Source organism: Campylobacter concisus, from assembly GCF_003048405.1.
Taxonomy (GTDB): Bacteria; Campylobacterota; Campylobacteria; order Campylobacterales; family Campylobacteraceae; genus Campylobacter_A; species Campylobacter_A concisus_Q.
The window spans coordinates 1-17,160 of the sequence record NZ_PIQS01000009.1; the positions used below are offsets into that span (position 1 = coordinate 1).

The following is a 17,160-nucleotide window of genomic DNA, read 5'->3' on the forward strand; positions in this document are numbered from 1 at the left end:
AAGGTGGATGTCATAAGTTCGAGTCTTATAGCGACCACCATTTTAGGTGCAGCGGTAGTTCAGTTGGTTAGAATGCCGCCCTGTCACGGCGGAGGTCGCGGGTTCGAGCCCCGTCCGCTGCGCCATCTTTTATTCTTTAACTTCCATTTTTCCAGTTATTGTTATTCTTAAAAATAGTGCATTTTATTAAAAATTTATGTTTTAAAATTTTACATATAAAATAAATTGAAAAATAAAATCTAATTTATCGCTACTAAATCGCATATATTTAAAAATAAATCTTTTCTAAAATTTCTAAATAATTGATACAAGACAAATCAAAATTAATATTTTTATCTCTAAGTTATCAAAAAATCAATATAATCGTAAAAATTTAATAAGGGAAATTTATGGCATTTGAAAATGTATTAAAAGCGATTGAAGATATAAAAAATGGCAAAATGGTAATTATGGTCGATGACGAGGACCGTGAGAATGAAGGAGACTTGGTCTTTTCAGCGGCAAGCAGCGATATGCAAAAGGTAAATTTTGCGATCACTCATGCAAAAGGTGTGCTTTGCCTTGCAATGGATGAAGCAAACGCAAAAAGACTTGATTTGCCACTAATGGTTTCTAAAAATACATCCAGCCACGAAACTGCATTTACTGTCACAATTGACGCAAAGGAAGCAACGACAGGCGTAAGTGCTTATGAGCGTGATATGACGATTAGACTTGCTGCTAGTACTGATTCGGTGCCTGAAAATTTTGTAAGGCCTGGGCATATATTTCCGCTTATTGCAAAAAAAGGCGGCGTCCTCGTTCGTACAGGTCACACTGAAGGATCAGTTGATCTTTGCAAACTTGCTGGCGTTAGTCCAATGGCAGCGATTTGCGAGATCGTAAAAGAAGATGGCACAATGGCAAGACGTGATTATTTGGAGGAATTCTGTAAAAAATTTGACCTAAATATGATAAGCGTTTCTGAATTAGTAGAATACAGACTTAGCCACGAAAGCTTAATAGAAGTTTCGCCCGCAAAGAGTGTAAAAATCTGTGGTTTTGAAGCAAAAAGATATGACATAAAAGATCACGAAAATAAAAATCACGCTGCCTATGTTTTTGGAGAGATAAAAGCGCAAACTAATGTAAAATTTCAAAAAATAAGCAAAGACCATGAACTTTTAAGCGGAGATAAATTTGATAATTTATTAAAGTCGTTGGATTTTTTAAATAAAAATGGCGGAGTGTTACTATTTTTAGACAGCAATAAAAGCGATGCAAGCTCACAAAAAGATTATGGCATTGGGGCACAAATTTTAAAGTATTTTGGCATAAACGAAATTGAGCTTTTAAGCTCAAATAAAAATAAAGAATTTGTAAGCCTTGCAGGTTTTGGTCTTGATATAAAAGGCTATAAAGAAATTTAAATAGATAGCCTTTTTACGCTTTTTATTTAACGCGGATATTAATCATCCTAATAGCAAAATTCTTCACTTGGAAAAATTTTGTCTTTTACATCATTTGCGTAGGATTGCACACTCTTTCTTACAATATCCGCTCCATCAAGATAGCGTTTTACAAATTTTGGTTTAAAGTCTTCAAAAAATCCAAGCATATCAGACCATACAAGCACTTGCCCATCGACATTTACCCCAGATCCGATACCAATAACTGGTATATGAACTTGCTTTGTTATCTCGCTAGCCACGCTACTCATCGTACCCTCAAGCAAGATACCAAACGCTCCAGCTTGCTCAAACGCCAAAGCCTCTTCAATTAATTCTTTTGCCTCGATCTCGCTTCTGCCTTTTATCTTATAGCCACCTTCAAATTTATAAAACTGAGGCTTTAAGCCAATGTGAGCCATAACGTTTATGCCCTCTTCACAAAGGCGCTTCACTAAATTTACTTGGTGCATGCCAACTTCGAGCTTTACCGCATCGGCATTTGTCTGTTTGAAAAATTTCATCGCATTTTTTATCACTTGCTTTTCATTTGTATAGCTGCCAAATGGCATATCAGCCATGATAAAAGTATTTTTAGCCCCGTTACAAACGGCCTTTGTATGATAAAGCATGGTATTCATGTCTGCACCTATCGTGCTTTCTTGCATATTAAAACTCATATTTAAGCTATCGCCAACCAAAATAATATCAGCATAATCATCAAAAAGCTTAGCAAATAACGCATCATAGGCAGTTATCATTACAATAGGCTCAATGCCTTTTTTGTTTTTTATATCATTTATGCTTAGTTTTTTCTTCTGAGTTTTTTCATTTTTCATTGCAAGCTCCAAGGATTTTTAGCTAAAGGCTAACAATTTTATCAAATTTTTGCTACAATTACGCCAATTTCTTAAGGATATAAAAATGGGTATATTAAAAAGGCTTGAAATAGATTACTCTTATGATATAGTTGAAGAATTTTTATCTCACTATGCTTTAATGTGCGATTTACTCGAGCCTTTGATAATAAATTTAGGAAGAGCTGATAAATATAAAGATAGCATCCTAGAGCTTACTAGGATTTTTCATAATATTAAATCAGCAGCAGGATTCATGCATCTTGATCCGATATTAAAGCTTACAACTTTAGCTGAAGAGATAACTCAAGAGGCAAGAAGTCTAAAAGGGCCAGCAAATGATAAATTTATAGATTGGTTGCTACTTATTAGCGATCAGTTTAATAAATATAAAGATGACGTCGAGAACGATTTTGAATATTTTAGCGTTCTTGAACCAAAAATCATTGATGTGCCTACAAAACTTAACTAAATAATTCACTAACCATTTTATTTTTTGGGAGCGACTTGGCTTCGACAGGAGCAGAGTGTGTACGGTGGCACGTCGCTTTGAGCAAAGCGTAAAAAGCTCAAATTAAATTTAAACGCAAACAACGTTAATTTCGCTCCTGCTTACGCTAAAGCTGCGTAAGTTCAGTTGAGCCTTGCTTAGTCTAATTCTAGCTAGGACAAAAGCAAGTAATTTAGCTAGAGTAGGCTCGCAAAGTGACTGCTTGCTAGCTGAAATTTTAGTCTTAGTCTAAATTTTGGTTTTGGAAAGTGAGCCTTTTTAGATGAAATTTTCACTTTTGCTAAGCGTGTAGAGGCTGTATGCATTTTGTTTTTGGACAGGGGTTCGATCCCCCTCGCTTCCACCATTTTTATCTAAAAATACAAATAAAAATTTTATTAAATAGCTTAAATTAAAAAAGCTCTTCTGACTCGAAATAATTTTGTGAAATATTTCGCTCTTTTTCATTGGTATTTACATGAAGCACATAATAGCCTATCTGCGTGTTGCTAGCATCTATTAGCGGTACCACGCAAAAGTAGTGTGTTTTATAAACGTAAAATTCATATTCTTTAAAATTAATATCACGCAAAAAACCTACTATGTTTAAATTTGCACTGCTTAAATTTTCGATGTAATAATCATTTAAAATTTGATCACTTGGAATGCTTTTACGAGATGGCATCTTGTCTTTAGCTAAAAGAACAAATAGATCAATTCCTTGCTTTTTAAAATAATTTCCAAGTGAGTCAAAATTTAACAAAACCTCGATGTTGCCAATAATTTTACCATCACGTATTACGTTTGAGACAGCCCTTATATGCGTTCCAGCATACCACGCCTCGATGCCGACCATGGGCTTGTTTTGATGCCTTGACTCTTGCACTAAAAACCTACTACTAGCGATCATATCGCCATATCTGTTTAGATCCCAACTCCTTACATAGCTTTTTAGATCTTTATCATAAATATGAAGCTTAATGTTGTTATACATCGATGCTGCGCCAAGGGTTTTGGTTAAATTTTCGATATTTTTTATACATTCATCGCGGCTTTGCCCTAGCAAGCACATTTGTATAGACTCATTTTGAGCAAGCAGGATAGAGATCGCCATTGATGAAAATTTCTCATCATCTATACTTTTATTAAGCTGTTTTACCTGGTAATCGAAAAAGACTCGCATATTATTTTGCATCTTTTCAGCCATATAAGAGCTGTAAAGAAAGTAAAAAAGCCCTCCAAGTACTATGATAAAGATAAAAACGATATAGAAATTAAGATATTTTTTATATTTATTCAAAACTAGCCCTTAACTTTTCTTCTAAAAATTTTGCAAATTTCTTAAATTCTGGCAACACAAGCTCACTTTTTCTTTTTGGATTAGCCCAAACGCTATCTGGGAAAAATGCGTCATCACTAAATCTAGCAATAACATGAATATGCACGTGTGGCACGTAGTTTCCAAAGCTTGCAATGTTTATTTTGGTTGGTTTATAAAACTCAAGCATCGCCTTTTCAGCTACTAGCATCGCTTCAAATAGCCTTGCCCTACTCGCTTCATCGCAATCGCTTAGCTCACGAAATGGCTTAATGGTAAAAATTTTTATCCATGGAAGTTCGTTGTCTTCACGCTCGATTTTTATAAATTTATCTTCATAGATCATATTTGTTCCTATTTTTTATACAAAATTTCTCTCTCTTAAAAGCGTATAAAGCTTGATAGTCGAGATAAAAAATGTCACAATCGCCGGTCCAAGGATCACACCCCAAAACCCAAATGTCGTGATACCTGCGAGCATCGCAAAGAATATAAGAAGTTCATTTATCTTTGTTGGTATTTTGACTAGCTTTGAGTTTATAAATTTAATAACAAGTGGCTTTAAAAGCGTATCAGCTGCAAATGAGATCACTACGATCGTATAAATTGCGATAGTTATCGCTGCTGCTGTGTTGCCATTTGCAAACTCATAAATGCTAATAGGCGCCCACGCCAAAATACCGCCAACAACTGGGATTAGTGAAGCAAAGCTAAAAAAGATGCCAGTTAGCACGCCGTCATAGCCGTAAAAGCTTGTGATAATAGCAAATAAAAAGCCTTGGATTATCATATTTGCAATGGTTGAGTAAAAAACGACACTCATCACGTTACCAACTTCGCTTAAAATAGACTCTGTGTCATCTTGCTTTAGCGGAAGTGCATATTTTAGATAGCTGATTAGTTCATTGCCATAAAGATTGCAAAAGAAGAAAAAGACCAAAATAATGATCATATCAACGCCAAATTTAAGGCTTAACTTGCCCAGGCTTGCAAGATTTGTCGCAAGTTGAGAAAAAAGCATCTTAATATCAAGTCCACCGATAAATTCTTTTATCTTTGGCTCTAAAAAATTTATCGACTCAGGCATCCTAAAATCATAATTTTTGATAAATTCGATAGTCTTTGTGACATTGTTTATATCAAAGCCAGCTGCGTATTTTGCGATCTCAACCACCGCATAAAGAAGTGGGGCGATAAATAAGCAAAGAAGTACAGATGTGGTAAGAGCCGATGAAAGCGTCTTGCGGTTTTTAGTGAGCGATAAAAATGCGATTTGGACATTTGAAACCGCGACAGCAAGCAGTGCAGCGATAAAAATATCAAGCAGATATGGTTTAAAAAGATAGACCACTAAAGCCAAAGCACAAAATACAAAAATTCCAAAAAATAGTCTATTGTTCATCTTGCTCCCTTAAAATGGGGTAATTATAGCAAATTTATCAAAGCTGCTAATTTGCTTCACAAATTTGCTCAATCTCTTTGCCATCAAGCTTGCAAAGCTAGCAAGTGTGGCTAGGCTTTTGGCATTTCTAGCATGCTACTGGTGCTTAGTAAATTTAGATAAATTTATAGTTTTACGCAAAATTTCTAGCTCAAAAGCTCCTATAAATTTAGCCTTTTACGTGCATTGAAAATTTGCCCCAATGATCCCACACTCATCACAGATTTGAACATATATAGTTCCCTCGCCATCTACTAGACTTCCAAGAGGAATTTGCGCTAGATATTTCATGCTTTTGCTACATTTTGGACATTTTAAATGCTCAGAATCTTGCTCCCACTGCGGATATCCACCAAGTAAAATTTCGCTATCTATCATATATGAGTAGTGAGCGCAAACCTCGCTAGCTAGCTCAAATTTTTGCCCATCGAGCGTTGCCACAGCATCTCTTAAATAATCTTCACTATCACCCTCGCCCACTATCTCTGTTTGCACGCTATTGCCGTCATTTTGGCAAAAATACTGCACAAGGCTAACGCATGTCGGGCAAAATTTAAGCACAGCGTCGTTTTTAAGCTCTAGCCCAAGTCGCTTTAGGCTCTCTTTTTTGATTGTAAATTCCAGCATCTCGCTGTTACAAAATTTACATTTTTCATCATTTGCTGCTTTAAATTTAATGCTTGCATCTGCGTTTTGGCTTGACTCACATGTAAAACACTTATCAAAAACTAGGCTTTTTCTCTTGCCGCTCTCATCAAAGCTCCAGCCAGCAACCTGAGCGTACGCGTCAGTATCGACGTAAAGCTTTGCTTTCCAAGGCTTTGGCGCTTTATAGAGCTTAAAAAATAGCTCCCTTACCACCTCATCGCCCTGCCAGGCAAGTGCGCAAAGGATGTGATTGATTTTTACCATATTCTCAGCGCCATTTAGACTATTTATGAGCTCATCTCTTACATCACTTGAGGCGTTTTTGTAAATTTCAAACGGATAGTACTCGCCCTGCTTGGTCACTTCTTTTATTATCTGCTCGTCGCAAATGCCATGCAGGTAGAAAATATAGACAAGATCGCTGTAAATTTCATCATATTTGCCTATCTCGCCTGTGTGAGCTAGGACATTTTTTAACTTTTGTTTGATCTCATCTTTGCTTAAGCCTTGATAAAACTCCAGCTTCTCTTTTTGTCTGCAATCATAGCAGATCCCATCAAAGTAAATCGTCCTTTGCTTGCACTTAGGACAAAGATGTGGCTCGCCCATTTTTGCTCCAAATTTAAATTTTGCTACTCAAAAAGCCCTTTTTCGATATCGATCTTGACATTAAAGGTCTCAAAGCACTTCGCACTCGCGATTCTACCCTTTGCGGTGCGCTCGATAAAGCCATTTGCAAGCAAATATGGCTCGATGACATCCTCAACCGTGCCCTCGTCCTCACTAAGTGCCGCAGCTATCGTGCTAAGCCCCATAGGACGGCGCCTTGCTTGCATCAAAATTTCTAAATACCTAATATCCATCTCATCAAATCCAAGCGAATTTACACCAAGTGCGTTAAGTCCTTCTTTTGCACGCTCGTGGCTGATGATTTGCTCGTCATTTACCTCGGCAAAGTCGCGAATTCGCTTTAGCAATCTAAGAGCGATCCTAGGCGTGGCACGTGAGCGTTTGGCGATCTCTAAAGAGGCATTTTTGTCACACTCTTTGCCAAGCTTAGCTGAGGCGATCTGCACGATACGACTTAGCTCACTGCTTGTGTAAAACTGTAGCCTAAAATCCATCCCAAAGCGGTCTCTTAAAGGTGCTGAGATCATGCCAGCACGCGTCGTTGCACCAATGAGCGTAAATTTTGGCAAGTCTATCTTGATAGTCTGGGCAGCTGGGCCAGAGCCTATGATAATGTCTAGCCTAAAGTCCTCCATCGCAGGGTAAAGCACCTCCTCGATAGCTGGGCTTAGACGGTGGATCTCATCGATAAAAAGCACGTCGCCCTCTTGTAAATTTGTAAGGATCGCCGCCAGGTCGCCACTCTTTTCTATCATTGGCGCTGCAGTCATTTTTATACTTACGCCCATTTCGTTTGCTATGATGTGAGCAAGGGTTGTTTTACCAAGTCCTGGAGGGCCGTAAAATAGCACGTGATCTAGGCACTCATTTCGCTTTTTGGCTGCTTTTATAAAGACGTCTAAATTTTGCTTGATCTTTTCTTGTCCGATATAGTCTTCAAATTTTGTCGGTCTAAGCGAGACTTCAAAGTCATTTTCAAAGCTTACTTTTTCGATTTCAACGATTCTATCCAAAGTTTTTCCTTCTAAATTTAAGGCTTCATTTTACGCTTTTATGCTTAATTTAAGCTCGTTTAAATTTATAATAAAAGGTGCTGCCCTCGCCGTAGACGCTATCAACGCCGTATAAAATGTCATGTTTTTGGCAAATTTCACTGACAATATTTAGCCCAAGGCCAAAGCCGCCTTGGATTTCATCCTCTCTGACGTATCTTTTCCAGACCTTTTTGACGTCCTTTATCCCCTTGCCAAAGTCCTGCACACTAAGACTTATGCGGTCTGCTTCAAGCTCTAAATTTACTATTATCTCGCTCTCTTTTTGGCTGTATTTTATGGCGTTTGTTATGGTGTTGTCGATGATGCGCTGAGCTTCGACCTTGCTTAGCATAGTAAATGCATCGCCTTCTAAATTTGTCTTTACCACGATGTGCTTAACTTCAGCCACACTTGAGAGAAATTTCACTCGCTCTATTATGTATTCGCCTAAATTTAGCCGCTCAAGTGGAAATTTTATGTAGCCTCGCTTTATGAAGTATTCGACATCTTCGTAGGTTATTTGCATCTGTTTTAGGGCATTTTTGATACGGGTTATATACTTGTTTTCAAGTCCAAGCATCTCAAGGTTCATGCCAGCTACGCCAAGTGGGGTCTTTAGCTCGTGCATGGCGTCATTAAAGAAGTTATTCATATACTTTTGAAACTCTTTATAAGGCTTAACGCTACTTAGATATAAAAAATAGACGATAAAAAGCACAGCCACAAGGATGACAAGGAGCATAAGTGCCGCTAGAAATATACTTTTTTCATTATCAAGCTCTTTTTCAACGACAATGTAATAAGGCGTTTTATCCTTTATAAAAAAGCTTTTATAAAACAAGAAGCCATTTTCTTCAAGTGTTACAAATTTAAAGTTGCTTGGCTGCTTGGAGAGATTTGAAATAATTGGATTAAAATTTACATCATAGATTGCAAATTTATACTTTAAAGAAGGAGTTATATTTTCATTTTTTAAAAATGAATTTTTGATGATGGTTTCATGCTTCATCGCACCAAAAAGAGCTTTTGAAGTGCTATTTTTTTGGCTTAAATTTAAGATCACAAAGCTTTGAAAACAAAAAAGCGACATTATCACAAATGTCGCTATGACCTGGATCTTAAAGCTCTTGTGCATCTATCTTGTAGCCTATACGCCTCTTTGAAGTGATAAAGTCACTAGTTGTTTTGTTTCTTATCTTTAAAACGTGCATTCTGATATCAGCGCCTTCTATCTCTTTATCATTCCAGACAAGATCTCTTAACTCTTCCATGCTGACGTAAGAATTTAGATGTGAAACTAGACACTCAACAAGTGCAACTTCTTTTGCACTAAGATCGACCATTTTGCCGTTTTTAAATAGTGCACGCTTGTTTAGGTTAAAGCTAAACTCGTCATTTATCTTTACTATGTTTTTATCATCAGTGCCATAGTACTTTCTCATAAGCTCAGCAACTCTAAATTTAAGCTCAGCAAGCTCAAATGGCTTTTTTAGGTATTCGTTACAGCCAAGCTCATAGCCAATAGCCATATCGCCTATATCAACTAAAGATGTTGTTATCATGATAGGAGCGCTTGGATTTAAACTCCTTATATACTTGATAACCTCATGTCCATTTACGCCAGGCACTTTTATATCAAGTATAAAAAGATGATAGAAATTTTTCTCTATCAGATCACACGCTTCTTGGCCATCGCTCACCGCTGTAACTTCATAATCAAGCGTCTGCAAAAACTCACAGACGCTCTCTTGAAACCCTAAATCATCTTCTAAAAGCAAAATTTTCAAATCTCTCTCCTAAAAAATAAGTTTTATTAAGATTTAGCCCTATTGTAATATTTAATAGGTAAATTCAAAATTAAAATTATTTTTTAAGTATTAAATAAAAATTTGCCCCGCATAGACAATGTAACACCTTAGCAAAAAGACGCCACATATTACGAATAATGCGTTGATCACAGCAAATTCACGTTTAAAATCATGCACCTTTAAAACGCTTAAGTCTAAAATGATAGGTAAAGCCATACCAAAACCTATGACACCAATATAAAACATCAGCCCAAGTGAATTTACGCTAAGTGCGTTTGCTACGCTCTCCGCTCCACTTGTGCTTGCGCTTTTTACAACCATAAATAGAGCAACTATGAGCAAAAACTCAGCAATAATCGCAAAAAAATCAAATTTTAATAAATAGTGTGCAATATCGTTTTGTCTTTTTACCTTATCTTTTAGCACGCCAACAAGTAACGTAAATGCACCAGCACAACTCAAGCCTGATACTAAAAATAATACCGGCAAGACTGATGTATTCCAAAGTGCGATCTTGTGAGCTGCGCTTAGCAAAAAGCCTGTATATGCACCAACGCCAATGCCTAGGATAAAAAGCAAAATTTCAAGTAGGCTTGAAAGCTTGCTAGCTAAATTTGCAACCATGTCAAAAAGAGAAATTTTAAGCAATGCAATCTCATTTTTAAATGCGCCAAGCACGTATATAACGCTAAGAGGCGTATAAACTAGAAGCAGTGCAACGCCTATTGACATGACTGAGTCGAAGTTGTAAAGCAAAAGTATCCAGTAAAAGCTAAGCGGCTTGCCAAGATCAAGCACCAAAAGAGCAAGTCCAAGAATGATCGCTAATGGAGCGATAAGAGCGGCTGCTTTAAAGTAGTAGTTCTCTTTGCCATATTTTTTTGAAATGAGCACAGCAACGATGCTAGCACCCGCACTAAGTCCTGCTAAAAATAGATAAACGGCTATCGGCCAGCCCCAGTAAATTTCAGAGTATTGAGCTAGGCTTCCTGACATGTTATTCATGGTGTGCTCCTTTTGTATTTGCAATCATCGCAAGTGAAGGTTTTGTATTTAGCTCCGCTTTTGGCAAGTAGTATTTACTCTCTTTTAATTTCTTTGAAATTTTAGAGTTTTCATCATTTACGTCGCCAAAAGTTAGGGCATTTGTAGGGCAGACGCTAACACAAGCTGGCTCTTTGCCCTCTTCTAGCCTACTCTCATAGCAAAATGTGCATTTGCCTATTTCGCCATTTGGCAAGACATAACGAGCGTCGTATGGACAGGCCAGGATGCAGTATTTGCAACTAACGCAAATTCTATGATCAAGCAGCGTTACGCCATCAGCCGTTTTAAAGCTAGCGCCAGTTGGGCAAACCTCAACACAAGGTGCATCTTCGCACATAACACAGCTTTGACGCAAAAAGTCAGTCTTTAAATTTGGAAATGTCCCACTCATCTTTGCATGCACCTGCAAGCGGTAAAGCCCCCTTGGTACGTTGTTTGCACTTCTGCAAGCTACCGAGCAGCCTTGACAGCCGATGCATAAATTTTCATCATGTATCATCATATATTTTTTCATTTTCTATCCTTACGCTTTACTTATACTAACGCCAACATTTGTAACCATGGTTGCAGCCACTGGCCCTTCGGCTGGATCGAGAAGCACGCTTGTGTTAAGTCCCACGTGATCTATACTCTTAAGAGCTGGAGTGATGTGTCCAAAGCCGTGATAGATAAAGAGTGTATCTTCTCTAATGCCCTCGGTCACCATGAGCTTACCCTTTTGCTCGCCAAATTTATTTTTGACTAAGACCGTGTCGCCGTCGCGTAAATTTTTACGTTTAGCTGTTTTTGGATTTATCCAGATAGGGCTATCACTCATAAGATCATGAAGCGACGGCACCGCCTGAGTATGTCCATTGGTATGAATAGGTGTTTTGCCGCAAGTTAAGCAAAGATCATGTCCGTCAAATGTGTCCATATCTTTGTCATTTAGCGCGCCATATCCTGCAAACTGTGCCTCGACATCAGGTAAAAATAGCTCTATCTTGCCACTTTTTGTTTTAAGCTTAGCCATATCATCCATTAGACCATTTTCGCCTACGAATTTAGCAGCGACTGGATATTTAGCGACAAATTTATCGATCATGCCTTTTTCTCTAAACAAAATTCCCGGCTCGTCCCACGTGATAAAGCCATCTTTTTCTAGTGTGGCAAGTAAATTTACATCTCCGCCAGCTTGTTGCATCCTAAACTCACGTATGTCATTCCAAGTGTAAAGCTCATCTATCTTCATGCGGCGTGCTAGCTCTCTAAAGATAAACGCCCCATCCTTCGTGTCGCCAACTGGATCAATAACTTTATTTCTTATCATATAAGCTGGCTTTAGACCTGACTTATCCTCTATGCCTTCGTCGCGCTCTAGGTAGCTACTCTCAGGTAAGATAACATCAGCAAAGGTCGCCATATCGTTTAGATAGACATCACTTACCACGATAAAATCAAGCTTCTTCATAGCCTCTATGCTCTTCATCGTCTCAGCAACGTTTATGAGGTGATTAAATCGAATGTTAAACCAGCCTTTTATGGCGTAAGGCTTTTCGTTTAAGATAGCGTCATTTATATCCATCAAAACGCCATGTTTTCTGCTTACAAATTTATGCCTACCAGTCTCGCCAGCGAAGTCTAGTCTAGTGACTTTTGGTACTTTAAATTTCTCATCTGGATTTTTAAGAACGGGGAATTTATCCTCGCCGACTAGCTTGTTAAAGGTTTTTGCGTTTTTGCCACCAAAAAGACCGCCTTTAACCTCCCAGTTACCCATCATCGCATTTGCCACCATGATGGCCTTTGTCCTCATATATTCAGCTTTTGTGGTGGTTGTCTTATGCCCAAAATCAAAAATAACTCTTGGGGCAGCTTTATAAATTTCATCAGCGATGCGTCTAACATCACTTGCTTTTATGCCGGTGATCGCCTCTTGCCATTCAGGCGTTTTGCCCTCTACGCTTTTAACGATCTCATCAAAGCCGGTTGTAAATTTTTCTATAAATTCTTTATCGTAAGTGCCATTTTGTATCCATGTATTTATGATAGCTAGCACAAAAGCCAGATCGGTACCAGGTCTAACTGGCAGCCACTCATCAGCCTTTGAAGCCACTACGCTAAATCTTGGCTCAAGCACAAGTAGCTTTGTATCTTTTTTGGCTGCAAATTTAGCAAGCTTTTTAGCATCGGCTATGACGATACCTTCAAAGAGGTTGTGACCAAAATTTACAACATATTTTGCGTTTGCAAAGTCTCTTTTTAGCTTAGCTATGCCGTACATCTGCTCACAGACCATTTGATATGTGATCGGGCAGCACGAAAAGTGTGAAAAGCAGTTTGGCGAGCCGTAAGATGAGGCAAAATTTACCATTAGCTTATGCGTTTGCGAGCTTTTACAGGTAAAGACAAAGCTTTCAGGGCCGTACTTTTGCTTTATCTCAAGCATTTTTGAAGCAACTAGATCAAGTGCTTCGTCCCAGCTGGCCTCGCGCCACTTATTTTCGCCTCTCTCACCAACCCTGATCAAAGGCTTTTTGACTCTATTTTCGTCATAAAGCTGACTAAAACCAGAGCCACCTCTTGCACAAAGCGAAGTCGCTGTACCGCCAGCTTTTGGATTACCGCTTAAGAAGCAAATTTTATTATCAACGACCTTTGCTTCGATAGGGCATCTTGAAGAGCACATCTCGCAAAAGCTACGGACGTACTTCTCATCTTGCTTTGCAGCATTTTCCAAAGCACCACCCGGTAAGGACGATGCAACCATACTAACTCCAGCACCGAATTTTAAAAATTCTCATCTATTTAAGCTCATCTTTCTCCCTTTAAAGATATTTGCCTTTAGTTATTCTAGTATTTAAAGTTGAAAATAAAATTAAATTTTACTTAATATTTATATTTAGATTTTTAATTTTAAAAATTTGGTATTTTAATATCAAAATGAATAAAATTCTAAAAATGATAGATTTAATTAATATAATTTTTAACGCGATCTTATAAAAATTTTGAATATAAAATTTTGATTAAGGATTTTGAATAGAAATTAAAAATTTTAAAGGGATTTAAAAAAGCCGAGAGAGATCTCGGCTTAAGTTTGAGTTAAAATACTTATAAAAGTATCGGAGCTATCAAAAATCCAAGTGCAACAGAAAAAGCAATAGCTAAAACGCCTGGAATAAAAAAGGAGTGGTTGAATATATATTTACCTATCCTAGTTGTTCCAGTATCATCCATTTGAACGGCTCCAAGAAGTGTCGGATATGTTGGCAACACAAACAATGCTGAAACTGCAGCAAATGATGCAACTAAAATATATGCGTCACCGTTATTTGCAGCAGTTAAACCAAGTGCGGCTATAACTGTAGGAATAAGCGCCTTTGCGGTAGCGGCTTGAGAATAAAGAAGCATACTAGCAAAAAATAGCGCAACAGCTAGCATAAACGGATAGTCTTTAACAAAATCGCCGGCAAAATTTTTGATCGCATCGGTATGATTTACCACGAAAGTATCTCCAAGCCACGCTACACCTAGCACGCAGACGCACGCGGTCATACCGCTTTTAAATGTAGCTGTATTAAATAGCTTATCGACTTTAACGCCACAAGTTAGTGTGATTAAAGTAGCGATAACTAGCATAAAGCTCATAATAGCGTTATCTCTAGTTAATACCAACGTCTTTGTAGGCTTATCTGGATCTTCTACATATTTTACATTAGTAGTTGAGTCGGTTTTGACTTTTATATCTTTTGCGACTAGTTCATTAAATTTATCTGGACTTTTGGTCTCATAAATCTTTTCATAACCTGTTACATAGCTTGGTTTTATCCAACCTACGTTTTTACTAATAGCAGTAGCGTATAAAACGACAGAGATAACGCCAACTAGGAATATTAAAACAGAAAGTTTAGCTCCTTTTGGAAGCTCTTTTTTCTCTTCAATTTTAACATCTTTGATTAGCCCTTCTTTAAGTCTTCTTTGATACTCTTTATCGCTACTTAGATCAAGATTATAAAATATATTTATAACAAGAGCTGTTAGCATACAACCAATAAAAGTTGTAGGTATCCAGATAGCTAATAGTAATGGATAGCTAATGCCAAGTCCGCCCAAGGCATGCTCACCAGCCATAAATACAACCGCTGCTGAAACCGGGCTTGCAGTAATAGCTATCTGACTAGCAACAACAGCTATACTAAGAGGCGCGCTAGGCTTAATATTTTGTGTCTTTGCAACTTCGGTAATAACTGGAATCATAGAAAATGCTGTGTGTCCAGTACCGGCAAATACAGTTAGCAAGTAAGTAACGACCGGGGCTAAGAAATTTATATATTTTGGATGTTTTCTTAGTATCCCTTCGGCTATTTGCACCAAATAATCAAGGCCACCAGCTACTTGCATCGCTGTAATAGCAGCTATAACGGACATAATGATTAAAATAACATCCCAAGGTATACTACCTGCTTTTAATCCAAGTCCTAAAGTTAAAACTACGACGCCAATGCCACCAGCATAACCAATGGCCATACCGCCTAGTCTAACACCCAAGAATATCGCACCAAAGAGTACGATCAACTGTAATATCAATGAAATATCCATTGAAAACTCCTCTATTAAATTTTATAACTAAAATTTTTACTTAAGCGTGTCAGAATTTTGACACGCTTTTAATAATACTTTGCTTAAATTTTTACCTAACCATGCTTGGATTTAGCATATTTTTTGGCTCTAAAATTTTATCGATCTCTTCTTTGCTTAGATAACCTCTCTCTAGGCAGATATCACCAACTGCTTTACCAGTTTGCAAAGCTTCTTTAGCAATACTTGCTGATTTTTCGTAACCGATGTATGGGTTAAACGCAGTTACGATACCAACTGAGCCTAGAACTGATTTTAAGCAAGCTTCAGGATTTGCTGTTAGTTTTCTTACAGCTTTTTCAGCTAGTGTTTTCATCGCATTTTCAAGGATAAATATAGAGTTAAATAGCGCATAAGCGATGCCTGGCTCAAACGCATTTAGCTCAAATTCGCCTCTTTCTGAGCAAAGCATGATAGTTACGTCGTTACCGATTACTTCATAGCACGCTTCGCCTACAACCTCAGCGATAACTGGGTTTACTTTGCCTGGCATGATTGAGCTGCCTGGTTGCATTTGCGGTAAATTTATCTCACCAAGACCGCATCTTGGGCCTGAATTCATCAAACGAAGGTCGTTTGCGATCTTGCTTAGGCGGACAGCTGCAGTTTTTAACGCACCACTTACGTGAACAAAGTCTGCTGTATCTTGTGTAGCTGCGATGAAATCATCAGCTTTTTTGAAATCGACACCAGTGATATCTTTTAACTTTTTAACAACTACATTTTTATAATCAGGGTGGCAGTTAATACCTGTACCAATCGCAGTTGCACCCATATTTAGATATGTCATTGACTCGCGTGCAGCTGTGATCTTTTCTATATCGCTCTTAATGTAGCTTGCAAATGCATTAAATGTATTTCCAAGTGTTGTAGGAACTGCGTCTTCAAGCTCAGTTCTACCCATTTTAATGATATCTTTAAAATCTTTTGCTTTTTTATCAAGTTCATCTTTTAGCAGATTCATCGCAGCAAGCAAATCAGTAAGTTTTGCGTAAGTTGCTACTTTTATTGAGCTTGGGTAAGTGTCGTTTGTGCTTTGTCCAAGGTTTGTATGATCGTTAGGATGGATGTATTGATACTCACCTTTTTTATGACCCATGCTCTCAAGTGCGATATTTGTAATAACCTCGTTTGCATTCATGTTTGTACTTGTTCCAGCACCACCTTGAACCATATCAACCACAAATTGATCTAAAAACTCACCAGCTATTACTCTATCAGCGGCTTTTGCTAGAGTATCAGCGATCTTAGGATCTAAAACGCCAACCTCTTTATTTGCAAGTGCAGCTGCTTTTTTGATTTGTGCAAATGCTTTTACAAAATATGGATACTCTTTTAAAGTTCTACCACTCATGTGAAAATTTTCGGTAGCTCTAAATGTTTGGATACCATAATAAAAATCGTCAGAGATTTCCAACTCACCTATAAAATCGTGTTCTTTTCTGGTTGCCATAACCATTCTCCTTATAAAAAAATGTATTAATGAAATTATATAGATATTTAATATTTTAAATATTAATTACTACTTATTTTTTTTAAGCTTTGACTTTTAGCCTAGATAAAACGACTTTTAGAGAAAATTTTATAGTAGCTTTTAAGCTATATTTAATAATATAGCTTAGATAAATTGTTATTTTAATAATAATATCACTTTTTTATTATATAAAAAGCTCATAATTAGCTCAAATTTATTTAAATTTTTAAGCTTAAAAGGTAAATATATAGAAAAATAACATAAAATAAATATTAAATCACACTTTTTATATCCAAAAATATAAAAAATAAAGTTAAATTTTATTTCTAATATTACTTTAGAAAGTAAAAACTAAGTAAATATCACCAT

Annotated in this window: 15 protein-coding genes, 1 tRNA gene, 1 other RNA gene and 1 pseudogene; 5 read left to right on the forward strand and 13 right to left on the reverse strand. The window is 37.2% G+C overall.

Features of this window, described 5'->3' with window-relative positions; all coding sequences use genetic code 11:
• Positions 1 to 48: 48 nt before the first annotated feature.
• Together CVT18_RS10010 and CVT18_RS10015 are read left to right on the forward strand one after the other, a co-directional pair.
• Positions 49 to 125, forward strand: a tRNA-Asp gene (locus CVT18_RS10010).
• Between the two features lie 264 nt (positions 126 to 389).
• Positions 390 to 1,409 carry a bifunctional 3,4-dihydroxy-2-butanone 4-phosphate synthase/GTP cyclohydrolase II gene (locus tag CVT18_RS10015; protein WP_103628443.1) on the forward strand — a complete coding sequence of 340 codons (1,020 nt, stop codon included), beginning with the start codon at positions 390 to 392 and terminating at the stop codon, positions 1,407 to 1,409.
• A gap of 47 nt (positions 1,410 to 1,456) precedes the next feature.
• Here the strand turns inward: CVT18_RS10015 and panB are convergent, their stop codons facing one another.
• Entirely contained in the window at positions 1,457 to 2,266 is an 810-nt protein-coding gene (panB, locus tag CVT18_RS10020; RefSeq protein WP_103628444.1) for a 3-methyl-2-oxobutanoate hydroxymethyltransferase, read from the reverse strand.
• Positions 2,267 to 2,351: 85 nt separating this feature from the next.
• Here panB and CVT18_RS10025 point away from each other — a divergent pair, with 85 nt between their 5' ends.
• A complete protein-coding gene (locus CVT18_RS10025) occupies positions 2,352 to 2,756 on the forward strand; it encodes a phosphorelay protein (protein ID WP_087577651.1) in 405 nt (134 codons plus the stop codon).
• Between the two features lie 26 nt (positions 2,757 to 2,782).
• Positions 2,783 to 3,141, forward strand: a transfer-messenger RNA (tmRNA) gene (gene ssrA / locus CVT18_RS10030).
• A gap of 45 nt (positions 3,142 to 3,186) precedes the next feature.
• On the opposite strand, the gene CVT18_RS10035 is transcribed toward ssrA, so the two are convergent.
• Genes CVT18_RS10035 through CVT18_RS10045 form a run of 3 tightly spaced genes read right to left on the reverse strand, consistent with a single transcriptional unit; the run spans position 3,187 to position 5,494 of the window.
• A complete protein-coding gene (locus CVT18_RS10035) occupies positions 3,187 to 4,074 on the reverse strand; it encodes a cache domain-containing protein (protein WP_072595171.1) in 888 nt (295 codons plus the stop codon).
• Positions 4,067 to 4,438: an HIT family protein gene (locus CVT18_RS10040; RefSeq protein ID WP_103628445.1), complete on the reverse strand. Its 372-nt coding sequence runs from the start codon at positions 4,436 to 4,438 to the stop codon at positions 4,067 to 4,069. The genes CVT18_RS10035 and CVT18_RS10040 overlap by 8 nt, the downstream gene beginning before the upstream one ends.
• 15 nt (positions 4,439 to 4,453) lie before the next feature.
• On the reverse strand, positions 4,454 to 5,494 hold the full coding sequence (locus CVT18_RS10045; RefSeq protein WP_103576258.1) for an AI-2E family transporter: 1,041 nt from the start codon (positions 5,492 to 5,494) through the stop codon (positions 4,454 to 4,456).
• A gap of 106 nt (positions 5,495 to 5,600) precedes the next feature.
• Here CVT18_RS10045 and CVT18_RS10710 point away from each other — a divergent pair, with 106 nt between their 5' ends.
• A complete protein-coding gene (locus CVT18_RS10710; RefSeq protein WP_258032859.1) occupies positions 5,601 to 5,723 on the forward strand; it encodes a hypothetical protein in 123 nt (40 codons plus the stop codon).
• Here CVT18_RS10710 and CVT18_RS10050 read toward each other — a convergent pair.
• The 9 genes and pseudogenes from CVT18_RS10050 to CVT18_RS10090 form a co-directional block, all read right to left on the reverse strand.
• A complete protein-coding gene (locus CVT18_RS10050; protein WP_107824543.1) occupies positions 5,711 to 6,790 on the reverse strand; it encodes a cytochrome C in 1,080 nt (359 codons plus the stop codon). The genes CVT18_RS10710 and CVT18_RS10050 overlap by 13 nt on opposite strands.
• 23 nt (positions 6,791 to 6,813) lie before the next feature.
• Positions 6,814 to 7,824 (reverse strand): Holliday junction branch migration DNA helicase RuvB, encoded by a 1,011-nt coding sequence (gene ruvB, locus CVT18_RS10055; protein ID WP_021090089.1) that lies wholly within the window; start codon positions 7,822 to 7,824, stop codon positions 6,814 to 6,816.
• 49 nt (positions 7,825 to 7,873) lie between these two features.
• On the reverse strand, positions 7,874 to 8,980 hold the full coding sequence (locus tag CVT18_RS10060; RefSeq protein WP_103628446.1) for a sensor histidine kinase: 1,107 nt from the start codon (positions 8,978 to 8,980) through the stop codon (positions 7,874 to 7,876).
• Positions 8,964 to 9,632, reverse strand: a complete 669-nt coding sequence (locus tag CVT18_RS10065; RefSeq protein ID WP_103628447.1) for a response regulator transcription factor — start codon at positions 9,630 to 9,632, stop codon at positions 8,964 to 8,966. Before CVT18_RS10065 ends, CVT18_RS10060 begins: the two co-directional genes overlap by 17 nt.
• Positions 9,633 to 9,722: 90 nt before the next feature.
• Entirely contained in the window at positions 9,723 to 10,658 is a 936-nt protein-coding gene (gene nrfD, locus CVT18_RS10070; RefSeq protein WP_103628448.1) for an NrfD/PsrC family molybdoenzyme membrane anchor subunit, read from the reverse strand.
• Positions 10,651 to 11,214, reverse strand: coding sequence for a 4Fe-4S dicluster domain-containing protein (locus CVT18_RS10075; protein WP_072595164.1), 564 nt, complete (start codon positions 11,212 to 11,214; stop codon positions 10,651 to 10,653). Before CVT18_RS10075 ends, nrfD begins: the two co-directional genes overlap by 8 nt.
• A gap of 9 nt (positions 11,215 to 11,223) precedes the next feature.
• Positions 11,224 to 13,497: pseudogene (gene phsA, locus CVT18_RS10080) on the reverse strand (thiosulfate reductase PhsA).
• A 293-nt stretch (positions 13,498 to 13,790) separates the two neighbouring features.
• Positions 13,791 to 15,278: an anaerobic C4-dicarboxylate transporter gene (locus CVT18_RS10085; RefSeq protein ID WP_087586338.1), complete on the reverse strand. Its 1,488-nt coding sequence runs from the start codon at positions 15,276 to 15,278 to the stop codon at positions 13,791 to 13,793.
• A gap of 91 nt (positions 15,279 to 15,369) precedes the next feature.
• Positions 15,370 to 16,770, reverse strand: a complete 1,401-nt coding sequence (locus CVT18_RS10090; protein WP_072595163.1) for an aspartate ammonia-lyase — start codon at positions 16,768 to 16,770, stop codon at positions 15,370 to 15,372.
• Positions 16,771 to 17,160 lie beyond the last annotated feature (390 nt).